Source organism: Streptomyces sp. NPDC045026 (assembly GCF_056432625.1).
This window is the reverse complement of sequence record NZ_JBWKIS010000004.1, coordinates 64,045-90,272: the sequence shown is the minus strand read 5'-3', so window position 1 is coordinate 90,272 and position 26,228 is coordinate 64,045. Positions and strand designations below refer to the sequence as shown.

At 71.8% G+C, this 26,228-nt stretch carries 24 protein-coding genes; 17 read left to right on the top strand and 7 right to left on the bottom strand.

Features of this window, described 5'->3' with window-relative positions; translation table 11 throughout:
• Positions 1-6: 6 nt before the first annotated feature.
• Entirely contained in the window at positions 7-1,659 is a 1,653-nt protein-coding gene (locus tag AC07EJ_RS10970; protein WP_389484500.1) for an amidohydrolase, read from the bottom strand.
• 41 nt (positions 1,660-1,700) lie between these two features.
• Positions 1,701-3,179 carry an APC family permease gene (locus AC07EJ_RS10965; protein WP_389484503.1) on the bottom strand — a complete coding sequence of 493 codons (1,479 nt, stop codon included), beginning with the start codon at positions 3,177-3,179 and terminating at the stop codon, positions 1,701-1,703.
• A 118-nt stretch (positions 3,180-3,297) separates the two neighbouring features.
• On the opposite strand from AC07EJ_RS10965, the gene AC07EJ_RS10960 reads away from it, so the two are divergent.
• A complete protein-coding gene (locus AC07EJ_RS10960; RefSeq protein ID WP_389484505.1) occupies positions 3,298-3,990 on the top strand; it encodes a TetR/AcrR family transcriptional regulator in 693 nt (230 codons plus the stop codon).
• 37 nt (positions 3,991-4,027) lie between these two features.
• On the opposite strand, the gene AC07EJ_RS10955 is transcribed toward AC07EJ_RS10960, so the two are convergent.
• Positions 4,028-4,738, bottom strand: a complete 711-nt coding sequence (locus tag AC07EJ_RS10955) for a FadR/GntR family transcriptional regulator (RefSeq protein WP_389484507.1) — start codon at positions 4,736-4,738, stop codon at positions 4,028-4,030.
• A gap of 179 nt (positions 4,739-4,917) precedes the next feature.
• Between AC07EJ_RS10955 and AC07EJ_RS10950 the strand changes: the two genes are divergently transcribed.
• From AC07EJ_RS10950 to AC07EJ_RS10915, 8 genes are read left to right on the top strand one after another with little or no spacing between them, the layout of a single operon-like run.
• Entirely contained in the window at positions 4,918-5,994 is a 1,077-nt protein-coding gene (locus AC07EJ_RS10950; protein WP_100592964.1) for a sugar ABC transporter substrate-binding protein, read from the top strand.
• Positions 5,991-7,520, top strand: coding sequence for a sugar ABC transporter ATP-binding protein (locus AC07EJ_RS10945; RefSeq protein WP_478884080.1), 1,530 nt, complete (start codon positions 5,991-5,993; stop codon positions 7,518-7,520). The genes AC07EJ_RS10950 and AC07EJ_RS10945 overlap by 4 nt, the downstream gene beginning before the upstream one ends.
• A complete protein-coding gene (locus AC07EJ_RS10940) occupies positions 7,513-8,547 on the top strand; it encodes an ABC transporter permease (RefSeq protein ID WP_389484511.1) in 1,035 nt (344 codons plus the stop codon). Before AC07EJ_RS10945 ends, AC07EJ_RS10940 begins: the two co-directional genes overlap by 8 nt.
• A gap of 27 nt (positions 8,548-8,574) precedes the next feature.
• Complete coding sequence (locus AC07EJ_RS10935; RefSeq protein WP_389484514.1) at positions 8,575-9,930, top strand: L-fuconate dehydratase; 1,356 nt, start codon at positions 8,575-8,577, stop codon at positions 9,928-9,930.
• Between the two features lie 14 nt (positions 9,931-9,944).
• Positions 9,945-10,700, top strand: a complete 756-nt coding sequence (locus AC07EJ_RS10930; protein WP_478884258.1) for an SDR family NAD(P)-dependent oxidoreductase — start codon at positions 9,945-9,947, stop codon at positions 10,698-10,700.
• A 5-nt stretch (positions 10,701-10,705) separates the two neighbouring features.
• Positions 10,706-11,701, top strand: coding sequence for an aldo/keto reductase (locus AC07EJ_RS10925; RefSeq protein ID WP_389484516.1), 996 nt, complete (start codon positions 10,706-10,708; stop codon positions 11,699-11,701).
• The gene (locus AC07EJ_RS10920; RefSeq protein ID WP_389484518.1) at positions 11,698-12,009 is read left to right on the top strand and encodes an L-rhamnose mutarotase; all 312 of its coding nucleotides are present in this window, start codon (positions 11,698-11,700) and stop codon (positions 12,007-12,009) included. Before AC07EJ_RS10925 ends, AC07EJ_RS10920 begins: the two co-directional genes overlap by 4 nt.
• A complete protein-coding gene (locus AC07EJ_RS10915; protein ID WP_393581519.1) occupies positions 12,009-12,854 on the top strand; it encodes an amidohydrolase family protein in 846 nt (281 codons plus the stop codon). Before AC07EJ_RS10920 ends, AC07EJ_RS10915 begins: the two co-directional genes overlap by 1 nt.
• A 13-nt stretch (positions 12,855-12,867) precedes the next feature.
• Here AC07EJ_RS10915 and AC07EJ_RS10910 read toward each other — a convergent pair whose 3' ends face one another.
• Positions 12,868-14,298 carry a lipase maturation factor family protein gene (locus tag AC07EJ_RS10910; protein ID WP_478884079.1) on the bottom strand — a complete coding sequence of 477 codons (1,431 nt, stop codon included), beginning with the start codon at positions 14,296-14,298 and terminating at the stop codon, positions 12,868-12,870.
• A 133-nt stretch (positions 14,299-14,431) separates the two neighbouring features.
• On the opposite strand from AC07EJ_RS10910, the gene AC07EJ_RS10905 reads away from it, so the two are divergent.
• From AC07EJ_RS10905 to AC07EJ_RS10895, 3 genes are all read left to right on the top strand, one after another.
• Positions 14,432-15,559, top strand: a complete 1,128-nt coding sequence (locus AC07EJ_RS10905; protein WP_389484525.1) for a DUF6777 domain-containing protein — start codon at positions 14,432-14,434, stop codon at positions 15,557-15,559.
• Positions 15,560-15,695: 136 nt separating this feature from the next.
• Positions 15,696-17,789 carry a SpoIIE family protein phosphatase gene (locus AC07EJ_RS10900; protein ID WP_389484527.1) on the top strand — a complete coding sequence of 698 codons (2,094 nt, stop codon included), beginning with the start codon at positions 15,696-15,698 and terminating at the stop codon, positions 17,787-17,789.
• A 58-nt stretch (positions 17,790-17,847) separates the two neighbouring features.
• On the top strand, positions 17,848-18,708 hold the full coding sequence (locus AC07EJ_RS10895; protein WP_389484529.1) for an Fpg/Nei family DNA glycosylase: 861 nt from the start codon (positions 17,848-17,850) through the stop codon (positions 18,706-18,708).
• A 47-nt stretch (positions 18,709-18,755) separates the two neighbouring features.
• Here AC07EJ_RS10895 and AC07EJ_RS10890 read toward each other — a convergent pair whose 3' ends face one another.
• Positions 18,756-19,406 (bottom strand): zf-HC2 domain-containing protein, encoded by a 651-nt coding sequence (locus AC07EJ_RS10890; protein WP_478884078.1) that lies wholly within the window; start codon positions 19,404-19,406, stop codon positions 18,756-18,758.
• Between the two features lie 139 nt (positions 19,407-19,545).
• On the opposite strand from AC07EJ_RS10890, the gene AC07EJ_RS10885 reads away from it, so the two are divergent.
• The 4 genes from AC07EJ_RS10885 (at position 19,546) to AC07EJ_RS10870 (ending at position 23,485) form a co-directional block, all read left to right on the top strand.
• Positions 19,546-20,295 carry a LytR/AlgR family response regulator transcription factor gene (locus AC07EJ_RS10885; protein ID WP_389484533.1) on the top strand — a complete coding sequence of 250 codons (750 nt, stop codon included), beginning with the start codon at positions 19,546-19,548 and terminating at the stop codon, positions 20,293-20,295.
• Positions 20,296-20,409: 114 nt separating this feature from the next.
• Positions 20,410-20,757, top strand: coding sequence for a DUF485 domain-containing protein (locus AC07EJ_RS10880; protein ID WP_389484673.1), 348 nt, complete (start codon positions 20,410-20,412; stop codon positions 20,755-20,757).
• Positions 20,754-22,289 carry a sodium/solute symporter gene (locus tag AC07EJ_RS10875; RefSeq protein ID WP_389484536.1) on the top strand — a complete coding sequence of 512 codons (1,536 nt, stop codon included), beginning with the start codon at positions 20,754-20,756 and terminating at the stop codon, positions 22,287-22,289. Before AC07EJ_RS10880 ends, AC07EJ_RS10875 begins: the two co-directional genes overlap by 4 nt.
• Positions 22,286-23,485, top strand: a complete 1,200-nt coding sequence (locus AC07EJ_RS10870) for a sensor histidine kinase (RefSeq protein ID WP_389484538.1) — start codon at positions 22,286-22,288, stop codon at positions 23,483-23,485. Before AC07EJ_RS10875 ends, AC07EJ_RS10870 begins: the two co-directional genes overlap by 4 nt.
• A gap of 37 nt (positions 23,486-23,522) precedes the next feature.
• Here the strand turns inward: AC07EJ_RS10870 and AC07EJ_RS10865 are convergent, their stop codons facing one another.
• Entirely contained in the window at positions 23,523-24,041 is a 519-nt protein-coding gene (locus tag AC07EJ_RS10865; protein ID WP_389484540.1) for a hypothetical protein, read from the bottom strand.
• 145 nt (positions 24,042-24,186) lie between these two features.
• Positions 24,187-24,741: a sigma-70 family RNA polymerase sigma factor gene (locus AC07EJ_RS10860; protein ID WP_389484541.1), complete on the bottom strand. Its 555-nt coding sequence runs from the start codon at positions 24,739-24,741 to the stop codon at positions 24,187-24,189.
• Positions 24,742-24,967: 226 nt separating this feature from the next.
• On the opposite strand from AC07EJ_RS10860, the gene AC07EJ_RS10855 reads away from it, so the two are divergent.
• Positions 24,968-26,218: a CapA family protein gene (locus AC07EJ_RS10855; protein ID WP_389484543.1), complete on the top strand. Its 1,251-nt coding sequence runs from the start codon at positions 24,968-24,970 to the stop codon at positions 26,216-26,218.
• Positions 26,219-26,228: the final 10 nt, after the last annotated feature.

Below are 26,228 nucleotides of genomic sequence, written 5' to 3'. Positions count from 1 at the left end.
CCCCGGTCACCCGGCGGCGTACACCCGCTCACCTCCCACGAACGTCTCCAGGACGCGCGTCGCGCCGATCTCCTCGGCGGGACCCGCGAACGGGTCCCGGTCGAGCACGACCAGATCGGCGAGGCGGCCCTGCGTGATCGAGCCGGTCTCGTCGTCCAGGTGATTCACGTAAGCGCTGCCCGCCGTGTACGCGGTGAGCGCCGCGTCCAGGCCGATCCGCTGGCCGGGCAGGAACACCTCGGTTCCGGGGGCCGCGTCGGGCAGGACGCGGTTGACCGCGACATGGATGGCCTCGATGGGGTCCGGGCTGCTCACCGGCCAGTCGCTGCCGGCCGCGAGCGTCGCGCCCGAACGCTGCAGATCGCCGAACGGGTACTGCCACGTGCTGCGTTCCGGACCGAGGAACGGGATCGTCAGCTCGTCCATCTGCGGCTCGTGGGCCGCCCACAGCGCCTGCATGTTCGCCGTCGCGCCCAGTTCCCTGAACCGGCCGATGTCGTCGGGGTGGACCACCTGGAGATGGGCGAGGTGCGGGCGGGTGTCGGTGCGGCCGTTGGCGCGCCGCGCCGCCTCCACCGCGTCGAGCGCCTCGCGCACGGCCCGGTCGCCGAGGGCGTGGAAGTGCACCTGGAAGCCTCGCGCGTCCAGCTCGGTCACGTACTTCTGCAGGTCGAGGGGCGGGACGAAGCTGATGCCGCTGTTGTCGGAGGCGCAGCCGCAGCCGTCCAGGTAGGGGCCGAGGAGGGCCGCCGTGCCGTTCTCGGCCACACCGTCCTGCATGATCTTCACCGTCGTGCAGCGCAGCCGCCCGCGCGTGCCCGCCGTGCGCCGCGCCACCAGCTCCTCGATCTGCTCGGTGCCGCGCGCGCGGTCCCACCACAGCGAGCCGACGACCCGCGCCGTGAGGCGGCCGTCCCCGGCGGTCGCGAGATACGCGTCCGTGGGGTCGGTGAGGTTGGCGTGCTCGCCGAGCAGAGCGTCCTGCCACGCGGTGACGCCCAGGGAGTGCATCAGCGCCTGGGCACGCAGCAGCCCCGTGATCTTCTGCTCCAGGGTGACGGGCGGCAGCAGCCGGCCGATCAGGTTCGCCGCGCCCTCCTGGAGCATGCCGGTCGGAGTGCCGTCGGCGTCGCGCTCGATGCGGCCGTCGGCGGGGTCGGGCGTGCGGGCGTCGATCCCGGCGGCTTGCAGGGCGCGGGAGTTGACCCAGGCACCGTGGTGGTCGCGGTTGACGAGGTAAGCAGGGCGGTCGGGCACGAGGGCGTCGAGCTGGGCGGCCGTGGGCAGGCCGCCGGGGAACGCCTCCATCGACCAGCCGCCGCCGGTGATCCACTCGTCGGCGGGGCGCTCCTGGGCGTACTCGGAGATGCGGCGCCGGTACTCGTCGAGGGTCGTCGCGCCGCTCAGGTCGCACTGGCCGAGCTCCATACCGCCGCCGACCGGATGCGCGTGTGCGTCCTGGAAGCCGGGGATGAGCAACTTGCCCGCCAGGTCCACCACTTCTGTAGCCGGGCCGATGAGATCGCGCACGTCGTCGTGGCCCACGGCGACGATCCGCTCGCCGCGTACGGCCACCGAGGTCGCGCGAGACCGGGCGGGGGAGAGGGTGTGGACCGGGCCGCCGGTGAAGACCAGATCGGCGGGGGCGGTGTGCGGCATTGCCGTAACTCCTTGCTGGGGTAGGGGGATCGGTGTGGTGGTCAGGGCCGGTCGGCGGTGAGGCGGACCGCCTCGGGCGCCGTGCCGCGGCCTGTGGCGAAGTACGGGGAGCGGCGCACGTACTTGGCGTACGCGGCCATCACCACGCCGGACGCGACGATGGCTACCGGTACCGACAGCATGAACCACCCGTTGTCCGGGCTGAGTTCGAAGCGGTCGCTCATCGTCACGTAAGAGCGGGCGAGGTAGACGCCGATGCCGAGGAGTGCAATCCCGCTGACCGCGGGCGCCACGACCGCGCGCAGCGCCCCGGACACCGGCCCGCGGAGGACGGCGCGGAAGCGGACCGCGCAGGCGAGGGCCGTCAGGCCGTAGTAAAGGGCGACGACCAGGCCGATGGAGTTGACGGCGGCGAGGATCATCTCGTTGAGCTTGGGGATGGCCAGGGCGAGCAGGGAGACTCCGGCCGAGATCGACATGATCAGGACGGTGCCCTGGGCGGGGGAGCCATAGCGGGGACTGACGCGCGTCCAGACCTCGCCCATCGTGCGGTCGCGGCCCATGGCGAGCAGGCCGCGGGCCGTCGGGATGACGCTCGACTGGAGCGAGGCCACCGCCGAGAACATCAGCGCGAGCAGCGGCAGCGTCGCCCAGGGCTCGTCGGCGAGCTTCGCGCCCAGGTAGGTGAGGCCCTGCGGGCCCTGGGCGATCAGCTCGGGCAGGCTCATCTCGCGCTGGAAGGCCACGGCCCCGTAGAGGAACATCGCGAGCATCGTGAACAGCGCGATGAAGCCGCCCCGGCCGGCGTCCCGTACGTTCTTCGTCTCCTCGGTGACGCTGAACGCCGCGTCCCAGCCCCAGAAGAAGAACACCGCGAGGACGAGGCCCTGCGCGAACGCCGTGCCGTCGTGGATCGCGAACGGGTTCAGCCACGACCACTGGAAGGCGTGGTCGCCCGACACCAGGGCCCAGCCGCAGAACGCGAGCAGGACCGCGTACTCGAAGACGAGCAGCCAGGTCTGGAGCCGGGTGGCCTTGCGTACGCCGGTGATCGCCGTGTACGTCACGACGGCCAGGACGACGAGGCCGACCACCGTGCTCAGGGCCGTCGAGTTCGGGTCGAGCGTGAGGCCGAGGGCGTGGTGCCAGCCTGCTTTGGTCGCGAACTGGAGGAAGACCGACCCGGTGACGGCGCTCGTGTACGCCATGAAGATCACCGTGCCGATCAGGGTGACCCAGCCGGTGATGAAGCCGGGCCACGGGCCGAGCGACTTGCCGACCCACACATAGCCGCTGCCCATGTTCGGCTCGGAGCGGTTGAGGCGGGCGTACGCGGAGGCGATGCCCAGGATCGGCAGGAACGCCACGAGCAGGACCGCCGGGGCCTGGAGGCCCACCGTCGCGGCGAGCGCGCCCATGCCGATCCCGATGCTGGTGGTGGCGGCGGTGCTGGACGCGGCGATGGCGACGCCGTCGACGACACCGAGAGAACGGCGCAGGCCAGGGGGTTCGCTGCTCATTCGGACACTCCTGAAACCGGAGGAGGGGAGGGAGGGTGCGATCAAACAGGCCTTGTCAATGTTGCGTCAATGGTGTTGACATAAGGGGAACGGGCGGCGCGACGGAAGGGGATTCGGGATGACCGAGGGGCGGATTCCGGTGGAGCGGCGGCGCCGCAAGCCGACCAAGTCGGGGGTGCTGCTCTCCGCCGACCTGATCGTCGACTGCGCGCTGCGCCTCGTCGGGCAGCACGGGCCCGACGCGCTGAGCGTGCGCAGGCTGGGCGCCGCGCTCGGCTGCGACCCCAGCGCGGTGTACCGCTACTTCCACAACACGGACGACCTGCTCCTCGCCGTCGCCGACCGGATCATCGGCGAGAGCATGGCCGGCTTCGAGCCCGGCGACGACTGGGTCGCGAACCTGCGGACCATGGCGCGCCGGATCCACCGCGCCTACAGCGAACACCCCCGGATCGCCGCGCTGGCCGCGTACCGGGTGACCCGCAGGATCAACGAGGTCCGGGCCGTGGAGACGGGGATCGGGCTGCTGCTGAGCGCGGGCTTCGACGGCGCCACGGCCGTGCGGTACTACGCCGCGTTCGTCGACACCGCGCTCGGGCACGCGGCCCTGGACGCCGCCCATCTCGCGCTGCCGCCCGAACGGCGGGCCCAGGACCACAGCGCCTGGACGGAGACGTACCAGTCGCTGCCGGCGGACTCACATCCCCAACTGGCCTCCGTGCGCGAGCACTTGCCCCTCATGGCGCAGGGCTCCTTCGAGACGGCGCTGGAACTGCTGCTCTCGGCGCTGGCGGCCCAGGCGCCGCGCTGAGGGGGCCGGGGGCGCGGGGCCGGGGGCGCCGGGGTGGTCAGGTCGGTTCGGCGTCGAGCTGGCTGCGCATCCAGGCCTCGACCTCGCCCACGTGGGCCGCCGCCGCGGCGCGCGCCGCCTCCGGGTCGCGGGCGACCAGCGCGCGGTGGATACGGGCGTGCTCGCGGCCCGTGCGCTCGAAGGCACCTTCCTCCTGGTAGCCGCGCCAGACGCGCGCCCGGAACGTCCGTGACGAAAGACCCTCCAGGATCGCGGCCATCGTGTCGTTGCCCGCGGCCGTGGCGATCGCCCGGTGGAACGCGAGGTCGTGGGAGAGGATCTCCTCTGGGTCGTCCGTGGCCGCCATCGCCGCCAAGTGCAGCTCCACCTCGGCGAGTTGCTCCGGCGTGATGCGCGCGGCCGCCAGTGCCGTCGCCGTCGACTCGAGCACGCGGCGCACCTCCATCAGCTCCACCAGACGGGACCCGCGCGAGAGGTCGGCGACGACACCGAACGTCTCCAGGAGATCCCCGGCGTTCAACTGCGTGACGTAGATGCCGGATCCGTGCCGCGCCTCCAGGACGCCGAGGACGGTGAGCGCCCTGATCGCCTCGCGCATGGAGCTGCGCGAGATGCCGAGCTGGGTGGCCAGATCGCGCTCCGTGGGCAGCCGCTGCCCCGGCTCGAGCAGTCCCTCGCCGATCATCGCCTTGATCTGCTCGATGGCCCGCTGCGTCACGGTGCCCTTCTGCGGGGCGGTCTGTTCCACGGACGCTCCTCAATATGCCGGGTGCGCCGCAGTCTAGCCAGAGATGTGGTCCGACCACTACGGCTTGAAATGCGGAAAAGTTGGCGACGAGGGGTGTTGTGGCCGCCAAGTGGTCTGATAAATATTTCCGCCATCAGGTACCAGAAGTCGCTCGATCTCGCTCGATGAGGAGCCGTCAGATGGCCGGCAGAACAGTGCGCAAGCGGAACAGGTCGCGGATCGTCGGCGCGGCGGCGGTCGCCGCTTGCGCCGCCCTGGTGCTCACCGCATGCGGCAGCACGAAGGACGACGTCGCCTCCGGCGGCAAGGGCGGCGGCGACGGAAAGGGCAAGGTCGGGGTCATCCTGCCCCTGCTCACCTCGCCGTTCTGGCAGTCGTACAACGACTACGTGCCGAAGATGGCGAAGTCCGAGAGCGTGGACGCGCTCAAGACCGTCAACTCCAACAGTGACCCCTCGCAGCAGATCACGGACATCAACAACCAGCTCAACCAGGGCGTCAAGGGCCTCGTCGTCGCGCCCCTCGACAGCGCCGCGATCTCCGCCGGCCTCGACCAGGCCGAACGCAAGGGCGTCCCCGTCGTCGCCGTGGACGTCGCGCCCGAGAAGGGCAAGGTCGCCATGGTCGTACGCGCCAACAACGTCGCCTACGGCGAGAAGGCCTGCGAATACCTCGGCCAGCAGGTCAAGACGGGCAAGGTCGTCCAGATCATGGGTGACCTCGCCTCCGTGAACGGCCGCGAGCGCTCGCAGGCCTTCCGCGACTGCGTCAAGAAGAAGTACCCGGACCTCAAGGTCCTGGAGATCCCCGCGAAGTGGGAGTCCGACACCGCCGCGTCCAAGCTGGACACCCTCCTCAACGCCAACCCGGACATCAAGGGCATCTACATGCAGGCGGGCGGCGTCTACCTCGCGCCCACCCTGCAGACCCTCAAGTCCAAGGGCCTGCTGAAGAAGACCGGCGAGAAGGGTCACATCACGATCGTCTCGAACGACGGCATCCCGCAGGAGTTCGCCGCGATCCGCAAGGGCCAGATCGACGCGACCGTCTCCCAGCCCGCCGACGCCTACGCCAAGTACGGCATGTACTACATCAAGGCGGCGATGCAGGGGAAGACGTTCAAGCCCGGTCCCACCGACCACGACTCGGAGATCGTCAAGCTGCCCAGCGGCATCCTCGAGGACCAGCTGCCCGCGCCGCTCGTCACCAAGGACAACGTCGACGACCCGAAGCTCTGGGGAAACACGGTCAAATGAGCACCTCGACGACAACCACACCGGCGGTCAGGCCGCTGGTCGAGGCGTCGGGCATCGCCAAGCGGTACGGCCCCACGATCGCCCTGCAGGACGGCTCCCTGACCGTCCTGCCCGGCGAGTCCCACGCCCTCGTGGGCCGCAACGGCGCCGGGAAGTCCACCCTGGTCACGGTCCTCACCGGCCTCCAGGCACCGGACGCGGGCACCCTCCTGTTCGACGGCGAGCCCGCGCCCCCGCTCAGCGACCGCGACGCCTGGCGCGCCAAGGTCGCCTGCGTCTACCAGAAGCCGACCGTCGTACCCGAACTGACGGTCGCCGAGAACCTCTTCATCAACCGGCAGCCCGGCAGCCGCCGCGGCTTCTTCTCCTGGCGCAAGCTCCAGGAGGAGGCCGCCCAGGTCCTCGACACCTGGGACATCCACGTCGACCCCGACGCCCGCACCGCCGACCTCAAGGTCGAGGACCGCCAAATGGTGGAGATCGCCAGGGCGTTGAGCGGCGGCGCCCGCTTCATCGTCCTCGACGAGCCCACCGCACAGCTCGACAACCGCGAGATCGAGCGCCTCTTCACACGCATGCGGGCCCTTCAGGAGTCCGGCGTCACGTTCCTGTTCATCTCGCACCACCTCCAGGAGGTGTACGAGGTCTGCCAGACGGTCACCGTGCTGCGCGACGCCCGCTGGATCACCACGGCGCCCGTCGCGGAACTGCCGCGCGCCGCACTGGTGGAGGCGATGGCCGGCGAGGTCATCGCCGAGGAGCGCGCGGCCGCCCGCGCCGCCGTGGAACACGAGCCCGACGCCGCCGTCCTCCTCGACGCGCGCGGCCTCACCTCGGAGGCGTACCACGACGTCGACCTGACCATTCGCAGCGGCGAGGTCGTCGGGCTGGCGGGATCCAGCGGCAGCGGCAAGATCCAGCTCGCCGAGGCGTTCGCCGGGCTGCACACGCCGACCGCCGGAACGGCCCAACTGGACGGCAGGAAGCTGCCGTTCGGCGATGTGAGCGCCGCGCTCGCCGCGGGTGTCGGCTGCGTGCCGCGCGACCGGCACGAGCAGGGGCTCGTCACCGGCATGACCATCGGCGACAACGCCACCATGAGCGTCCTCGGACGCCTCGGCCGCCACGGCTTCGTCGGCACCGACCGCAAGCGCCGCTTCGCCGCCGACCTGATCGACCGCCTCGACATCCACGCGGAGGGCCCCGACCAGCCCGTGTCCGACCTCTCGGGCGGCAACGCCCAGAAGGTCGTCATGGCCCGCGCCCTCGCCTCCGACCCCCGCCTTCTCGTCCTCATCAACCCCACCGCGGGCGTCGACGTGAAGTCCAAGGAGTCCCTGCTGTCCCGCATGGACAGCGCCCGCGAGGACGGCACCGCGGTCCTCGTCGTCTCCGACGAGCTCGACGACCTGCGCCGCTGCGACCGGGTCCTCGTCCTCTTCCACGGGAAGGTCGTCGCCGAGCACGCGGCCGGCTGGAACGACCACGAGCTGATCGCCTCCATCGAAGGAGTGGACCATGGCTGACACGAAGGCCCCGTCGGCCTTGACCACGACAAAGATCGGAGCGCCCGGAAAGGGGCCCGCCAAGGCCGTACTGCTGCGTCGGGCTCGCGAACTGGCCCTGGTCCCAGCGCTGTTGCTGCTCATGGTGCTCGGAGCGGTCGTCAACGACTCGTTCCTCACCGAGCGCAACCTGATCTCCATCCTCGGCGCGTCCGCCGCCCTCGCGATGGTCGTCCTCGCCGAGTCGCTCGTCCTGATCACGGGCAAGTTCGACCTGTCCCTGGAGTCGGTGGTCGGCATCGCACCCGCCGTCGGCGCCCTGCTCGTCCTGCCGGTCTCCCAGTCCGGATTCGGCACCGAGTTCCCGACCGTGCTCGCACTGCTCGCGATCCTCGTCGTGGGTGCGGCGATCGGGGCCTTCAACGGCATCCTCGTCGTGAAGTTCAAGCTCAACGCCTTCATCGTGACGCTGGCGATGCTGATCGTCCTGCGCGGACTGCTCGTCGGCGCGACCAAGGGCAAGACGCTGTTCGGGATGCCCGACGCGTTCTTCTCCCTCGCCACCACGACGTTCCTGCGCATCCCGATGTCCGTATGGCTGGCCGCCGTCGCCTTCGGCGTGGTGGGCCTCATCCTGAAGTACCACCGGATCGGCCGCGCCCTGTACGCGATCGGCGGCAACGCCGACGCCGCACGCGCGGCGGGAATCCGCGTCGAACGCGTGATGCTCGGCGTGTTCGTCGTCGCGGGCGTCCTCGCCTCGGTCGGCGGGATCATGCAGACCGGCTACGTCGGCGCGATCAGCGCCAACCAGGGCAACAACATGATCTTCACCGTGTTCGCGGCGGCGGTCATCGGCGGCATCAGCCTCGACGGCGGCAAGGGCACCATGTTCGGCGCGCTCACCGGCGTCCTGCTGCTCGGCGTCGTCCAGAACCTGCTGACCCTCGCCCAGGTTCCGTCGTTCTGGATCCAGGCCATCTACGGCGGAATCATCCTCCTCGCCCTGATGATCGCCCGTGTCACGACCGGCCGCGCCCAGGACTGACCCCCGCCTCAGCAAGAAAGGCCACCCGTGTCTCCAACTGCCGCCCGAATCATAGCGGTTGACACTTTCGACATCCGGTTCCCGACTTCCAGGGAGCTGGACGGATCCGACGCCATGAACCCGGACCCCGACTACTCCGCCGCCTACGTCGTGCTCCGCACCGACGCCGCCGACGGGGTCGAGGGGCACGGATTCACGTTCACCATCGGCCGTGGCAACGATGTCCAGGTCGCGGCGATCGACGCTCTGCGGCACCACGTCGTCGGCCGGGGGGTCGACGAACTGTGCGCCGACCCTGGGACGTTGAACCGCGACCTGATCGGTGACAGCCAGCTCCGCTGGCTCGGTCCCGAGAAGGGCGTGATGCACATGGCGATCGGTGCCGTCGTCAACGCCGTGTGGGACCTGGCGGCCAAGCGCGCCCGCAAACCGCTGTGGCAGTTCCTCGCCGACGCGACGCCCGAGTGGCTCGTCTCGCAGATCGACTTCCGCTACATCGCCGACGCGCTCACCCCTGCCGACGCCCTCGCGCTCCTCAGATCGGGCCGTGAGGGCGCGGCCGAGCGCGAGAGCGCTCTGCGCGAGCGCGGGTTCCCCGGCTACACCACCTCGCCCGGCTGGCTCGGCTACTCCGACGAGAAGCTCGGCCGGCTCGCCCGGCAGGCCGTCGCCGACGGCTTCACGCAGATCAAGCTGAAGGTGGGCGCCGATCTCGCCGACGACATCCGGCGCTGCCGCACCGCCCGCTCGGTGATCGGCCCGGACATCCGTATGGCGATCGACGCCAACCAGCGGTGGAACGTCGGCGAGGCCATCGAGTGGACCAAGGCGCTCGCCGAGTTCGACCCGTACTGGGTGGAGGAGCCCACCAGCCCCGACGACGTCCTCGGCCACGCCGCGATCCGCAAGGCCGTCGCCCCCGTGAAGGTCGCCACCGGAGAGCACGTCCAGAACCGCATCATCTTCAAGCAGCTCCTCCAGGCCGGCGCCATCGACATCCTGCAGATCGACGCGGCCCGCGTCGGCGGCGTCAACGAGAACCTCGCCATCCTGCTGCTCGCCGCCAAGTTCGGCGTTCCCGTGTGCCCGCACGCGGGCGGCGTCGGCCTGTGCGAACTCGTCCAGCACCTCTCGATGTTCGACTACGTCGCCGTCGCGGGCACCACGCAGGACCGCGTCATCGAGTACGTCGACCATCTGCACGGCCACTTCATCGACCCCGTCGTGATGCGCGACGGCCACTACACGGCGCCCACCGCGCCCGGCTTCTCCGCCGCGATGCGGTCCGATTCCATCGCGGAGTACACCTACCCCGGCGGCACGTTCTGGGCCGCCGACCTCGCCCGGCAGGGCGTCACCGACCAGAAGGGTGCAGCGGCATGACCGACGCAAGCGACGTGCAGGACTTCGCGGGGCTCAAGGCCCTCGTCACCGGCGGAGCGTCCGGGATCGGCCGGGCCACCGCCGAACTCCTCGCAGCCCGCGGCGCGAGCGTCGCCGTGCTCGACCTCGACCCGGGCGGCGTCGACAAGCCGCTGCGCGGATACACCGCCGACGTTTCGGACGACGCGTCCGTGCGCGCCGCGGTGGCCGCCGCCGTCGCCGACCTCGGCGGGCTCGACGTCCTCGTCAACAACGCGGGCATCGGCGCGCAGGGCAGCGTCGAGGACAACGACGACGAGCAGTGGCACCGCGTCCTCGACGTCAACGTCCTCGGCATCGTCCGCACGACCCGCGCCGCCCTGCCCCACCTTCGGGAGTCGTCGCACGCGGCGATCGTCAACACCTGCTCCATCGCCGCGACGGCCGGCCTCCCACAGCGCGCCCTGTACTCGGCGTCGAAGGGCGCGGTGTACTCCCTGACGCTCGCCATGGCCGCCGACCACGTCCGCGAAGGGGTCCGCATCAACTGCGTCAACCCGGGGACCGTGGACACCCCGTGGGTCGGCCGGCTGCTGTCCGCCGCCCCCGACCCGGCCGCCGAGCGCGCGGCCCTCGCATCCCGTCAGCCCACGGGCCGCCTGGTCTCGGCCGCCGAAGTCGCCGGCGCCATAGCGTACTTGGCGAGCCCGCTGTCCGGCGCCACCACCGGCACCGCCCTCGCTGTCGACGGCGGCATGCAGGGCCTGCGGCTGCGCCCCGCGGGCCAGTGACCGCCATGCGCACCCGCACCCTGGGCCGAAGCGGCGTCGACGTCACGGAGCTGTCCTTCGGTGCCGCCGCCATCGGCAACCTGTACACGCCCGTCACCGACGAGGAGGCCCGGTCCGCCGTCGACGCGGCCTGGGAAACGGGCATCCGCCACTTCGACACGGCGCCGCACTACGGCATCGGCCTGTCCGAGCGGCGCCTCGGCGAGGCACTCGCGGCCCGGGACCGGTCGGCGTACACCGTCTCCACCAAGGCGGGACGCCTCCTCGTACCGGCCGAAGAGAGCGGGGGCGACGACCTGGAGCACGGGTTCGCCGTGCCCGCCACACACCGCCGCGTCTGGGACTTCAGCGCGGAGGGGGTGCGCCGCTCCCTGGAGGACAGCCTGACGCGGCTCGGCCTCGACCGCGTCGACGTCGTCTATCTGCACGACCCGGACGATCACGGCGAGCAGGCGTTCCGCGAGGCCTACCCGGCTCTTGAGCGGCTGCGCGCCGAGGGCGTCGTCGGGGCGATCGGCGCCGGCATGAACCAGGTCGCGATGCTCACCCGGTTCGTCCGAGACACCGATGTGGACGCCGTCCTGTGCGCGGGCCGCTACACCCTGCTCGACCAGGGGGCGCTGGCCGAGCTGCTGCCCGAGGCGCAGGCCCGCGGTACGTCGGTCGTCGTCGGCGGCGTGTTCAACTCCGGTCTCCTCGCGGACCCCCGGCCCGGAGCGACGTACGACTACGCGGTCGCACCCCGCGAAGTCCTCGACCGTGCCTGCCAGTTGAAGGCCGTGGCGCAGCGGCACGGCATCACGCTGCGGGCAGCCGCGCTCGCCTTCCCGTTCGGTCATCCGGCCGTGGCGAGCGTCCTGGTCGGCACCCGCTCGCCGCACGAAGTCCTGGACACGGCACAGCAGTTCGCCGTCGCCGTGCCGGCCGCGTTCTGGAAAGAGGCCCGCGCCGCGGGGTTGCTCGCCGACCACGTCCCCGTACCCGGAGAGGAGCACGCGTGAGAATCGCCCTGCACACCAAGGTCCGCGCCGACCGCGTCGAGGCGTACGAGGCCGCGCACCGCGAGGTCCCGGACGAACTCCGGAAGGCGATCCGCGCGGCCGGTGCCACTTCGTGGACCATCTGGCGCAGCGGGACCGACCTGTTCCACGTCCTGGAGTGCGAGGACTACGCCCGCCTGCTCGCCGAGCTGGACGAGCTCCCGGTGAACATCGCCTGGCAGGCCCGCATGGCCGAGCTCCTCGACGTCGTCCACGACTACTCCGCCGACGGAGCCGACGCGGGCCTGCCCGTCGTCTGGGAGCTGTGATGCCCGTGATCATCGACGCGCACCACCACGTCTGGGACCTCTCCGTACGTGATCAGGACTGGATCACCGGCGAGCAACTCGCCCCGATCCGGCGGGACTTCACGCTGGACGACCTGGCGCCCCTCGCGCGCGAGTCCGGTGTCACGGCCACCGTCCTCGTGCAGACCGTCACCGTGGAGGAGGAGACCCCGGAGTTCCTCGCCCTGGCGCACGACAGTGAACTCGTGGCCGCGGTGATCGGCTGGGCCGACCTCACGCGCCCGGACATCGCCGACACCCTGGCCCGCCTTGCCGAACTCCCGGGCGGGCGCTACCTGAAGGGCATCCGCCACCAGGTCCAGGGGGAGCCCGACCCCGAGTGGCTGCTGCGGGCCGACGTGCGCCGGGGCCTCGCGGCCGTCGCCGACGCCGGTCTTGTGTACGAACTGTTGGTCCTGCCCCATCAGCTCCCGGCCTGCGTGCAGGCGGCCGCCGGTCTGCCCGGACTGACCTTCGTCCTCGACCACTGCGGCAAGCCGCCCGTCGCGTCGGGCGCCACCGAGCCGTGGACGGACGACGTGCGGGCGCTCGCGGCCCTCCCCAACACGGTCTGCAAGCTCTCCGGCCTGGTCACCGAAGCCGACTGGGGCACCTGGACGCCGGGGGCGCTGCGGCCGTACGCCGACACCGTCCTGGAGGCCTTCGGGCCCGACCGCGTGATGTTCGGCTCGGACTGGCCGGTGTGCACCCTCGCGGCGACGTACGGGCAAGTCGTGCAATCCGCAAAGGAGTTGACCGGGCCACTGACCGCTCCCGAGCGCGACGCGGTCTTCGGCGGCACGGCGGCCCGCGTCTACGGGCTCTGACCCCGGGAGGTTGCTACCGGCTCTGAATCCGGGAGGCGGCAAGCCGCGTCGGCCTCAGGAACTCGCGTACGTACGTCCGCTCCCAGCAGGCACCTGTCGCCCGCAGCTCGCGCCAGGTGGTGAAGCGGTAGCGGTAGAGCCGGGCCCGGACGTACGTGGGCGGGGCGTCGGCGGGGAACGGCGAGCGGCGCAGGAGCCGCAACGTGTCGCGGTCGCCGGTCAGGAGCCGCTCCACCAGGCCCCCGAACCAGGACTCCGCGTACATGGGGGACAGCGCCGCGAACCACATCATCCAGTCGAGCCGCAGATGGTAGGGGGCGAACTGGCGTGGCCAGTGTCCCGGATCGCCCGGCTTGCCCTTGAACTCGTAGACCAGCCAAGGGGATTCCTCGCGCGGAACGGGGTCGGTCGTGCCCTCGATCACGATCTCGTGCCGGATGCGCCCGACCGTACCGAAGGCGCCGTAGGCGTTGACCAGGTGCAGGGAATCGTAGGAGCGGTTCATGGACTGGCGCCTGGACAGCAGGTTGCGCGTCGGGTGATAGCTCAGCGCGACGACGAGTGCGGTGACGGCGATGACGACGCACTCGTACCAGAGCGGGGCGGCGGCCGGGTGCGGTGGTTCGCGTAGGAGGGAGAAGTCCACCGCTGTCACGGCGAGCAGGATCGTCAGCCAGTTCAGCCACGAGAAGTTGCCCGACAGGACCAGCCACAGCTGGGTGAGGATCATCAGGCACCCCGCGGCCGTCGCGATCGGCTGCGGGGTGAAGAGGAGGACGGGCACGACGAGTTGGGTCACGTGGTTGGCCCCGGCCTCGACGCGGTGCAGGGGGCGCGGCAGCCGGTGGAAGAACCAGCTCAGCGGGCCCGGCATCGGCTGCGTCTCATGGTGGTAGTAGAGGCATGTCAGTTTCCGCCAGCACTCGTCCCCGCGCATCTTGATCAGTCCCGCGCCGAACTCGACGCGGAAGAGCACCCAGCGCAGGAGCAGCAGCACGAGCAGTGGCGGCGCCACCCGTTCGTTGCCGAGGAAGACGGCGAGGAAGCCCACCTCCAGAAGGAGCGACTCCCAGCCGAACGCGTACCAGGTCTGCCCGACGTTCACGATCGACAGATAGAGCGCCCACGGCACCACCCACAGCGCCATGGCGGCCCACAGGGGCACCAGGTCGGCCAGGCCCGCGACGAGCGTGGCCGACACGGCGGCCCCGCCCCAGGCGAGGACCGCGAAGAACCGGTCCGAGTAGTACGCCCGGAACAGCGTCGGCGCCTGCCGCCACGGCACGCGCTCCAGATAGCGCGGAACCGGCAGCATCCCCCGCTCGCCGATCAGCGCGCGGAACTGCAGGGCCGCCCCCACGAAAGCCACGAGGTACAGCGCCGCCAGACCGCGCTGGAAGATCAGGCGGCCGAGCCAGTACCCGGGCGAGCTGAACCACTCCACTCCTCCAGTGTGACGGAGAGTGAGCGCATTGCGCTTGCGGGATGCTCGACTACGCCGCAAATAATGGGTCAAAGTGCCCATATGTAGGCGGGAGAACACGGTGCGCTCACCGACCAGGACCCTTTTCACAGCCTTGGCGATATCCGCCGCGCTCCTGGTCGCCGGATGCTCGGGAGACAACGGCAGGAGCACGTCGTCCGACAAGGGGGAGCTCTTCCTCCAGCCCGTGGCGGAGGTGGGCCCCGACCCGTTCACCGACTCCACCGCCAGGACCACCGAGACCCCCGCGCCGGTCACTCGGACGCCGCAACTGCCATCACCGGCCGACACCACCTCCGCGACCCCACAGGGCGGTACGCACGCCGTCAAAGGCTCGACCCCGGGCCTCTACGGCGGAACCCAGTCCGTCGGAAGCTGTGACGTCGAGAAGCAGGTCGCCTTCCTCACCTCGGACCCGGACAAGGAACGCGCCTTCGCCGAGGCCTCGGGCATCTCCCAGGCATCCGTCCCCGGCTTCCTGCGCGGCCTCACCCCCGTCGTACTGCGCGTCGACACCCGCGTCACCAACCACGGCTACCGCTCCGGAGAGGCGTCGAGCTTCCAGTCCGTGCTCCAGGCCGGCACCGCCGTACTCGTCGACGATCGCGGGATGCCCCGGGTGCGGTGCGCGTGCGGCAACCCGCTGGCGCCGCCCGTAGCGTTCACGGGGACGCCGAACACCGAGGGACAGGAGTGGTCCGGCTACCGGCCCACCCAGGTCGTGGTCGTCACTCCGGCCCCGAAGACCATCACGAACATCGTCATCGTGAACATCACGAACAACACGTGGATCGAGCGGAAGGTCGGTGACGAGGGGCAGCACGACAAGCGGGTGCCGCCGCCCCCGATGCCGATGCCCAACCCCTCCGACAGTTCCAGTTCACCCTCGTCGTCGTCCACGTCGCCGAGCTCGAACGGCAGCACCAGCCCCTCGGAGTCCTCCAGCAGCACCGGCACCGGCCCTTCGGAGTCCTCCAGCAGCGCCGTCCCCCCGTCGCCACAGCCGCCCTCGTCGCAGGAGTCGGGGCCGACCACGGAGCCCGCGAGCCCGCCGACCAGCGCGCCCGGAGACACCGACACCGCCACGGACTCGCCCCCCGGCGACGGCTCCAGCGACGTCGGCCCGGAGACCGTCCCCGACAGCTCCGAGATCCCTGCTGTTCCCGACATCCCCGACAGCGCCGACCAGCCCGACGGCAGTGGCCTCGTCTTCGACATCTGACGGGCCCTTCCCGGCGCAGCACGCCGCGGCCGCCGCCGCACCGACGGTCGCGGCGCGCCCCGGGGTGCACCCAGGCCCGTCCGGAGCACACCGTGCCCCGCATGCGAGTGATTCGCGCTGCGCCTAGCGTGGCCCCATGGAAGCCGGTACGGGGGGAGGGGAGCCCCTCGACTGCGCCCTGTGCGACAGGGCGGCCGGGGGCACGGCCTGCTGCTTCCTCGCCGAGTTCGGTGGCCACCTGGGCATGGGCAGGTTCGACTGGGACCTCGACACCGGCCTGATGCACATGGACGCCAAGGCCCACGAGATCTTCGACGTACGCCCCGACGAATACGACGGGCGCCCCGAGACCCTCGCCATCCGCGTCCCCCCGACCGAGGCCACCCGGCTCGACGGCGTCGTCTCCACCGCCCTGAAGGACGGCAGCGAGAACTACGGCTCCTACTTCCGCATCAAATGCCGCGACGGCAGGATGCGCTGGACCCACGCCCAGGGCTACATCCGGCGCGACGACACCGGCCGCCCGCGCCGCATCGTGGGCATCGTCCGCGATGCCGCCCAGGAACTCAGCGACAGCACGGCCCGCCGCGAACAGGACGCCCTGCGCCGCCGCCAGACCAGCGTCGTCCAGGGCACCACCGCCGCACTCGCCCACGCCCGCACCGTCCAGGACGTCATCGACGTGCTCAAGGACAGCCACGGCCTCCAGCACCTCGGCGCCACCAGCCTCGTCATGGGCCTCGTCAGAGCCGGACGCATCCACCTCGTCGCGGACGGCCCCGAGGGCAGCTTCGTGCCCGGCACCAAGGTCACGCGGATCGACGAGCCGTACCCCATGGGCGACGTCGTGCGCACCCTCGCGCCCCGCTTCATCGAGTCCCCCGACGACTTCGCCGAGTCCTACCCCATTCTGTGGCCGCACATCACCCAGCTGGAGATCACGGCCGCCGCCTACCTGCCGCTCATCGCGCAGGCCCGCCCCATCGGGGCGCTCGGCCTGCTCTACCACGACAAACGCGGCTTCACCGAGGAGGAGCGCAACGTCCTCGTCGCCCTGGGCAGCAGCATCGCCCAGAGCCTCCAGCGCGCGATGTTCTACGAACAGGAGAAGGACCTCGCCCAGAGCCTCCAGCAGGCCATGCTGCCCCGCACCATCCCCGCCGTGTCCGGCGCCGACATCGCTGTCCGCTACCGCTCGGCCTCCCTCGGTCGCGACATCGGAGGCGACTGGTACGACGTGATCCCGCTGCCCGGCGGACGCGTCGGCGCCGTCATCGGCGACGTCCAGGGACACGACACCCACGCAGCCGCCGTCATGGGACAGCTGCGCATCGTGCTGCGCGCCTACGCCGCCGAAGGGCACACGCCCGCCACCGTCATGGCCCGCGCCTCCGTCTTCCTCCACGAGCTCGACACCGAACGGTTCGCGACCTGCCTGTATGCCGAGGCCGACCTCTCGACCGGGGTCGTCCAGCTCGTGCGGGCCGGGCACCTGGACCCGCTGCTCCGCCTCACCGACGGAACCTGCCGCAGACTGTCCGTCGACGGCGGCCTGCCGCTCGGCCTCTCCGCGGAGTTCGGCCGGCTCGAATACCCGGTCGGGACCGTCGAACTCGATCCGGGCCAGGCCCTGATCCTGTGCACCGACGGCCTCGTCGAGCAGCCGGGCACCGACCTCGACGACGGACTCCAGGCCCTCACGGCCCTCGTCGCCAGCGGCCCCCACGACCTCGGCGACCTCGCGGACCGGCTCTGCGAGAGCGTCGACGAACGCGGCGGGGACGACGACGTCGCGCTCCTCCTGCTGCGCCGCCGCGGCATCGGCGCGCCCCAGTCGGGCGGGCGCCTCCAGCAGCATGTCGCGCCGAACGACCCCGAAGCCCTGCGAGAGGCCCGGCACATGATCAGGGCCGCCGTCCGGGCCTGGGGCTCGGCCGGGCGCGCGGACGAGATCGAGCTCGTCGCCGACGAGATGATCACCAACGCGCTGATGCACACCGACGGCCCCGCGATCGTCACCCTCCGCGTGGTCACCGCGTCCGACCGCAGGCTGCGCGTGGAGGTCGAGGACACCTCCAGCGCGCTGCCGCGCCGGCGCGAGGCGGGCGAGGACGGCGTCTCGGGGCGCGGCCTGCTCCTCGTCGACCGGCTCGCGGACGTGTGGGGCGTGGAGGCGCGGGGGAGCGGCAAGTGCGTGTGGTGCGAGTTCGTCGTGCCGGCCCGCGACTGACCGGGGCCGTGGCGACGGCTCGCCTGGCGGTGTCGGTGCCCGGTGGCACTCTGGACCTATGCCGGAACTTCCCGAGGTCGAAGCGCTGACGGACTTCCTCACCGAGCATCTGGTGGGGCACGAGATCGTCCGCGTCCTGCCCGTCGCCGTGAGCGTCCTCAAGACGTACGACCCGCCGCCCGCCGCCCTGGAGGGCCGCACGGTCACGGGCGTCACGCGGCACGGCAAGTTCCTCGACCTCGACGCGGACGGACTGCACCTCGTCACGCACCTCGCCCGCGCGGGCTGGCTCCACTGGAAGGACCGGCTCCCCGACGGCCCGCCCCGCCCCGGCAAAGGACCGCTCGCCCTGCGCGTCGCCCTGGAGGACGGCGAGGGCTTCGACCTCACCGAGGCGGGCACACAGAAGAGCCTCGCGGTGTACGTCGTCCACGACCCGGCCGACGTCCCGGGCATCGCGAGGCTCGGCCCCGACCCCCTGGCCGACGGCTTCGACGAGGCGCGCTTCGCCGCCCTCCTGGACGGCGAACGGCGGCAGATCAAGGGGGCGCTGCGCGACCAGAGCCTCATCGCCGGCATCGGGAACGCGTACAGCGACGAGATCCTGCACGCCGCGAAGATGTCCCCGTTCAAGCTCGCGTCGAGCCTGACCCCCGACGACGTGTCCGTCCTCTACAAGGCCCTGCGCGGCACGCTGACCGAGGCCGTCGAGCGCTCGCGCGGCCTCGCGGCCGGGCGGCTCAAGGCGGAGAAGAAGAGCGGGCTGCGGGTGCACGGCAGAGCCGGGGAGAAGTGCCCGGTGTGCGGCGACACGATCCGTGAGGTGTCCTTCCACGACTCGTCGCTCCAGTACTGCCCGACCTGCCAGACGGGCGGCAAGCCGCTCGCGGACCGCAGGATGTCGAAGCTCCTGAAGTGACGACCGCTGCGGCGCGCCGCCCGAAGTCCCGTGTCAGGAAGGGAGATTCACCGCATCGGAATGGCCACCAGACGCGTCCCGTCCACGGTCCGCACCTCGAATCCGGCGATCTCCTGAGGGCGCAGCGCCACGGCACTCTGCGTCGTGGTCGCCGCGGCGTCGTGGGCCCGCACGGCCCAACTCGTCACCGTCTGCCGCGAACCGTCCTTGCCGACGGCCACCAGCTCGCACACCCGTGGACCGCGCGCGTCGCGGACCTCGATCCCCAGCGCGGTGCCCCACTCGTGGCCGGACGCCGTCACCGACGCCGACACCCCGGTCCGCGCGTCCCGGGCGTCCAGCCGCACGGCGCCGTCGCCGGACCCGCCCAGGACCGCGACACCAGGCCCCACCACGGCGAGCACGACCGCCGCCGCCATCGCGCACAGCCACCGCCTGCGCCCCGCCCGGCGCACCCGCTCCATCCCCGACACCAGTCCGTCCAGGAGCACGGGCCCCGCCTCGGCCACCGTCTCCACGGCCGGTGGCGTCGCCCGCGCGTACAGCGCCAGAGCCGCGGTCGCGGACCCGAACTCCCCGACCCGCGCCACGCACCCGGGACACTGCCCGAGATGGTCCTCGAAGCGGAAGCGGTCCGCCTCGTCGAGGACGCCCAGCGCATAGGCGCCGGCGTCGCGATGCCGATCCAGGGACCTCATGCCGTTCCTCGCGTCGTACGTGAATGACCTCTGACCGGACGGTGTGTGCCGCTCGACCTCCCGTACGCAACCGGCCGCCGAATCACTCAAGTCCCACCAGGATTGGCCACCGCGGGACGACCACCTACACTCCAGCCGCATGCTGCGCGTACTGGCCGTGGACGACGAGGAACCCGCACTCGCCGAGCTGCTCTACCTGTTGCGGGCGGACCCGCGGGTGCGCGCGGCCGAGGGCGCCACCGACGCGAACGAGGCGCTGCGCCGCATCGGCCGCGCCCTGGACGCGGGAGGCGACGACGCCAACGCCATCGACGTGCTCTTCCTCGACATCCAGATGGCCGGGCTCACGGGCCTCGACGTGGCGCGGCTCCTCGCCGGGTTCGCCAAGCCGCCGATGATCGTCTTCGTCACCGCCCACGAGGACTTCGCCGTGCAGGCCTTCGACCTGAAGGCCGTCGACTACGTCCTCAAGCCCGTCCGCAGGGAACGCCTCGCGGAGGCCGTGCGGCGCGTCGCCGAGCAGGCCGCCGTCGCCCGGCCCGCCGTGGACCTCTCCGCCGACCGGATCCCCGTCGAACTCGGCGGCGTCACCCGCCTCGTGGCCGTCGCCGATATCACGTACGCCGAGGCCCAGGGCGACTACGCGCGCCTGCACACCGCCGACACCAGCCACCTCGTGCGCATCCCGCTGACCACCCTGGAGGAGCGCTGGCAGCCGCACGGGTTCGTCCGGATCCACCGCAGCCACCTGGTCGCCCTGCACCGCATAGACGAACTGCGCCTCGACGGCGGAGGCATGAGCGTGCGGATAGGCGAGGCCGAGCTCGCCGTGAGCCGCCGCCACGCGAGCCGCGTCCGCGAACTCCTGATGCGGCGCGCGGGCGGCTGACCGGAAACCGCGTGACCTGGGCCGATACGCGTCGACCCCTTCCGCTCGGCCCGCACCCCCGCCTACACTCCGGCCGTGTCCGCCAGCGCTGAGCCCGCACCCCGCCGCGAGGTCGTGACCGGCGAGCCGCGCGCGGTGCGCCGGCTGCCCGGCCACCCCACCCAGTGGGAGATCGACGAACAGACGACGCTGGGCGCGGCCTACGTCCGATCCCTGATGCGCAGTCAACTCCGCACCGGACTCACCGCGTTCGCGGTGCTCGCCCTGCCCGTCGTGACCCTGCCCCTCTTCTTCGGCGCCCTGCGCAACACCACCGCCGTCTGGATCGTCCTCGGCTTCGGCTGCTACCCGGTCCTCGTTCTCATCGCCTGGTGGTACGTGCGCCGGGCCGAGCGCAACGAACGCGACTTCGCGCGCCTCGTGCACGGCCGGGCTGTCCGCGACCGGCACGGGGCGCCGTGAACGAGGCGTACGCGATACCCGCCGTGGCCGTGGTCGTCCTGGCCACCGTCCTCATCGGCGGCTTCGGGCTGCGCATCTCCCGCACCACCTCCGACTTCTACGTCGCCTCGCGCACGGTGGGCCCCGGCCTCAACGCCGCGGCGATCAGCGGCGAGTACCTCTCCGCGGCCTCCTTCCTCGGCGTCGCCGGACTGCTGCTCGTGCACGGCCCCGACATGCTCTGGTACCCCGTCGGCTACACCGCCGGATACCTCGTCCTGCTGGTGTTCGTCGCGGCCCCGCTGCGCCGCTCCGGCGCGTACACGCTGCCCGACTTCGCCGAGGGCCGCCTGGAGTCCCGCAGCGTCCGGAGAGTCGTCAGCATGCTCGTGGTCGGGGCCGGCTGGCTCTACCTCGTGCCCCAACTCCAGGGCGCGGGGCTCACGTTGCAGATCCTCACGGGCGCGCCGCGCTGGTTCGGCGGGGCGCTCGTCGCCGCCGTCGTCGTCCTCGCGGTCGCCGCGGGCGGCATGCGCTCCATCACCTTCGTGCAGGCCTTCCAGTACTGGCTGAAGCTGACCGCGCTGCTCGTGCCCGCGTTCTTCCTGGTCCTCGCCTGGCACGGCGACGGCGGCGCCCCGCCGCCCGCCGACGGCATGCCCTGGTCCGGCGCGGGTTCCGGGCAGCCGCTCGCCACCAGCCGCGCGGACCACCCGCTGTACGCGACGTACGGCCTCATCGTCGCCACGTTCCTCGGCACGATGGGCCTGCCGCACGTCGTCGTCCGCTTCTACACCAGCCCGAACGGCCGCGCGGCCCGCCGCACCACCGTCGCCGTGCTCGCCCTCATCGGGCTCTTCTACCTCCTGCCCCCGATCTACGGCTGGCTCGGCAGCCTGTACGCGCCCGAACTGAGCGCCACCCAGGATGCCGACGCGGCCGTCCTGCTCCTGCCGGGGCGAGCCATCGGCGGCCTCGGCGGGGACCTGCTCGGGGCGCTGGTGGCGGGCGGCGCCTTCGCCGCGTTCCTGTCGACCGCCTCGGGTCTGACGATGGCCGTCGCCGGCGTGCTCAGCCAGGACGTCCTGCCGGCCCGCGGCGTACGGCACTTCCGCCTCGCGACGCTCCTCGCGATGACCGTGCCGCTGGGAGGTGCGCTCCTCGTCAGCGGGGTGCCGGTGGCGGACGCCGTCGGCATGGCGTTCGCGGTGTCGGCGTCCTCGTTCTGCCCGCTGCTCGTGCTCGGCATCTGGTGGCGGCGGCTCACCCCGCCCGGCGCGCGGGCAGGGCTGCTCCTCGGCGGCGGCTCCGCGCTCGTCGCGGTCACCCTGACCGTCGCCGGCGTCGCACAGGGCGGCTGGCTGCACACGCTCCTCGCCTGGCCCGCCGTCTGGTCGGTCCCGGTCGGCTTCCTCGCCATGATCCTCGTATCGCTCGCCACCCAGGACTCCGTACCGCCGCACACCAGCGCCACGATGACGCGGCTGCACCTCCCGGAGTCGCTCAGCACCCACGGGACGGTCACCACGGGGGAGCCGGGAGCCCGCCCGTGACCGCCACAGCCGTGCTCCTCGCCCTGTGCCCGCTCCTCCTCGCGGGCGGCTTCGTCCTCGGGCGGCGCACGGCGCACCCCGGCGGACGCAGCGACGTCGGCACGCCCGTGGAACGGGCCACCTTCGACACCCTGCACACCGCCTCGCTCGCCGCGCCGCCGCTGCGGGCCGGGCTCACCGAGGAGTCGGCGCGCAGGTCGGCCCGCAGACTGCGCACGCTGCTCGGCACCGACGCGCTCTGCCTCACCAACCGCACCGCCGTCCTCGCCTGGGACGGCGCGGGGGACCAGCACGGCAAACAGGTCATGGGGCATCTCGAAGGGCTGCTCGACACCGGGCGCAGCGCCGCGTTCGGCTGCGGATGCGGCGCCGTCGACTGCCCGCTGCGCTGGGCCGTGGCCGCCCCGATCGTCACCGAGGGGCGCGTGCTAGGCGCCCTCGTCGCCTACGCGCCCCGCGAGTCGGCCGTCCTCGCCCGCGCCGCCGACGAGGTGGCCCGCTGGATCTCCGTCCAGCTGGAGCTGGCCGAACTCGACCGCTCCCGCACCCGCCTCATCGAGGCCGAGATCAGAGCCCTGCGCGCGCAGATCTCGCCCCACTTCATCTTCAACTCACTCGCCGCCATCGCCTCGTTCGTCCGCACCGACCCCGAGCGGGCCCGCGAACTCCTCCTGGAATTCGCCGACTTCACCCGCTACTCGTTCCGCCGCCACGGTGACTTCACCACGCTCGCCGACGAGCTGCACTCCATCGACCAGTATCTGGCCCTGGTCCGGGCCCGGTTCGGCGACCGGCTCTCGGTCACGCTCCAGATCGCGCCCGAGGTGCTGCCGGTGGCGTTGCCCTTCCTGTGCCTTCAGCCCCTCGTCGAGAACGCCGTGAAGCACGGCCTGGAGGGCGCCGTCACCCGCAGCCGCATCACGATCGGCGCCCGGGACGCGGGCGCGGAGGCGGAGGTCGTCATCGAGGACGACGGGGTCGGCATGGACCCGGGCGCGCTGCGCGCGATCCTGCGCGGCGAGGGCGGCACCTCGACCGGGATCGGCCTCTCGAACGTCGACGAGCGGCTCCGGCAGGTGTTCGGCGACGACTACGGCCTCGTCATCGAGACCGGCACCGGCGCGGGCATGAAGATCACCGTGCGGATCCCCAAATACCGCGCGGGGGTGCACTCTTCGGGCGTCGAGGTCGAATAGCGGGGCAGCAGGGGCCCTGCGAAGAGGCCGCAGGGCCTCAGAACAGATGGATCGCCAGATGGCCGAGCGGCAGCCCCAGTTGCCATGCCGGTGTCCATACCTTCGGTCCGTCGTCCTCCTCGTCGGGCAGCGACCCGCGCCCCGGCACGGAATCCAGGTCCGGCGCGAGCAGCTCCGTCTCCTCCAGCCATCGCCACGCCGCCTCGGCCAGTTCGAGGTCCGGCGAAGGTCTGTTCTCATCGAGTGCCTGCGCCGCCAGGCGTCCCATGTGCTCGCGCACCCAGTGCTGCCACGGCTGGTCGTACGCCGTGAGCGACAGCCAGGTCTCCAGCTGGGACACGACCCGGATGCCGGACAGCTCGCCGTCCGTGTCCGACAGGAAGATCGTCAGTGCGAGTGCATCGCGCCCGGCCCGGAACTCGAAGGACGTGGGCGGCATCAGATCACCGGTGCGCAGCAGCTCATCGGCGATGTACTCGGCGTACAACCACGCCATCGGTACCGTCAGTTCGCCGCCGCCGGCGCCCGATGTGCCTTCCTTGCTCCCGTGCAACATCCCTTCCTGCCTTCCTCCGGTCCGTGCGCTCCGTCGGCCCCCGGGCCCTCGCGCCCGACCGGGCAGGGGAGGACAGCCGATTACTCAATCGAGGACCGGGGCACCGGGCAAGGCGCTTTACCGAGGCTTGACCTGCCGTCCGGTTTCAATGCGGGGCGGCCGGGTTCGCCCCATAGCCCGGGAGCACCCTGCGCAGTGCGCGCAGCGCGTAGTACGCGCGGGATTTCACGGTACCGGGAGGGATGCCGAGCGCGTCGGCCGCCTCGGCCACGGAGGCGCCCCGGAAGTACACCTGCAGGAGCACCGCCCGGTGTTCCGGGCTGAGCGTCGCCACGGCCTCGCGCACATCGAGCGCGGCCGCCGAGCGCTCCGCGTGGTCGGCGCAGACCCGCGCGCCCTCCAGGACCGCGCCGCCGATCTCCGGCGGCCGGGCGAGCCGCGCGCGCCGGGCGTCTATGGCGAGTCTGCGGCCGACGGTGAAGAGCCAGGGCCGCACGGACTCGTAGTCGGCGTGCAGCGCCTCCGGGTGCTGCCAGGCGCGCACGAACGTCTCCTGGACCAGGTCTTCCGCCCGCTGCCGGTCGCCGTCGCACAGCCGCAGGAGGAAGGAGAGGAGCGGCCTGCCGTGCTCGCGCTGGAGCTCGGCCAGCACGTGTTCTGCCGTTCCGGCGGGTCCTTCGGTTTTCATGGCGGTCGTCATGGCCGTATGGCAGCGCAGCGCACGCCGCAGGCCCAGAGCGCGGGCAGCGGTCTGCGACGGGCGGTCGATGCCGTCGGCGAGCGGTGCGGCGAACGGGGCCGACAGGGGCGGAACATGACGCCGTTCCAGCGACTGCGGCGGTATGGAGCCTTGACTCGGTCCGGTGCCCGTACGTGTATGCGTGTGTCAAAAATCACCCTATTCACCGATTGATGGAGCTTGGCCGATGACGCACCGCACACGGAGCACGAGACGCACCCAGCACACAGGACGCTCACGGCACGCGCAGCGCTCGTGGCACACACGGCAGGGCGCGGCGGTCCTGGCGGCCGCGCTGATCGCGGCGGGCGCGGGCTGCGCGGCGCCCGAGGGCGGCACGCATCGCGCGGCGCCCCGCGGCACGGACAGCCCGGCGCCGTCGGCCGCGGGCGGCGCCATCGGCGTGCAGCGCGATTTCACTCTCGTCGCCTCCGGTGACGTACTGCCGCACGCGTCGATCATCAAGAAGGCGAACACCGACGCGGGAGGCGACGGCTACGACTTCGAGCCGATGCTGGCCGGCGTGAAACCGGTCGTCTCCAAGGCGAACCTGGCGATCTGCCACATGGAGACGGTCTACGGCGCCAACGGCCACTACACCGGCTACCCGAACTTCAAGTCGCCGCCCGAGGTGGCCGAAGGGCTGCGTGCCACGGGCTACGACGCGTGTTCCACGGCCTCGAACCACACCCTTGACGACGGTGCCGCCGGTATCGACCGCACCCTCGACACCTTGGACCGCGCGGGCATCGGTCACGTGGGCTCCGCCCGCACGGCCGCCGAGGCGGGCAGACCCGGGTGGCTGAGCGCCGGCGGCGCCAAGGTCGCCCACCTCGCGTACACGCACGACACGAACGGCCGCCCGCTGCCCAAAGGGCGGCCGTGGGCCGTGAACATGATCGACGGTCAGAAGATCGTCGACGATGCGCGGGCGGCCCGGAAGGCGGGCGCGGACGTGGTCGTCGTCTCCCTGAACTGGGGCACCGAGTGGCAGGAAGAGCCGGACGAGGACCAGCTGAGCCTCGGTGAGGATCTCACCGCGTCGCGCACGGACGGCCGCCCCGACATCGACCTGATCCTCGGCACGCACGCGCACGTCCCGCAGGCGTACGAGAAGGTCAACGGCACCTGGGTGGTCTACGGCATGGGCGATCAGATCGCCGGCGAGATGTTCGACGGCGAGGGCGCCAAGGATCCGCGCGGCAACGACGGCACCATCGGCCGCTTCACCTTCGCGCCCCCGGCGAAGCCGGGCGGGCGCTGGGAGGTGCGCAAGGCCGAGTTCCTCCCCCAGTGGTTCAACGTCGGCTCGGGCCGCGTCATCAACGTCAACCAGGCCATCCACGACGGCCTCGGCCTGGCGGAAGTCCGCGACCGGATCCGCCAGGCCGTCCTCAGCAGAGGCGCGGCCGAGGACGGCCTGACGATGGGCAGGTAGACGACGGGCA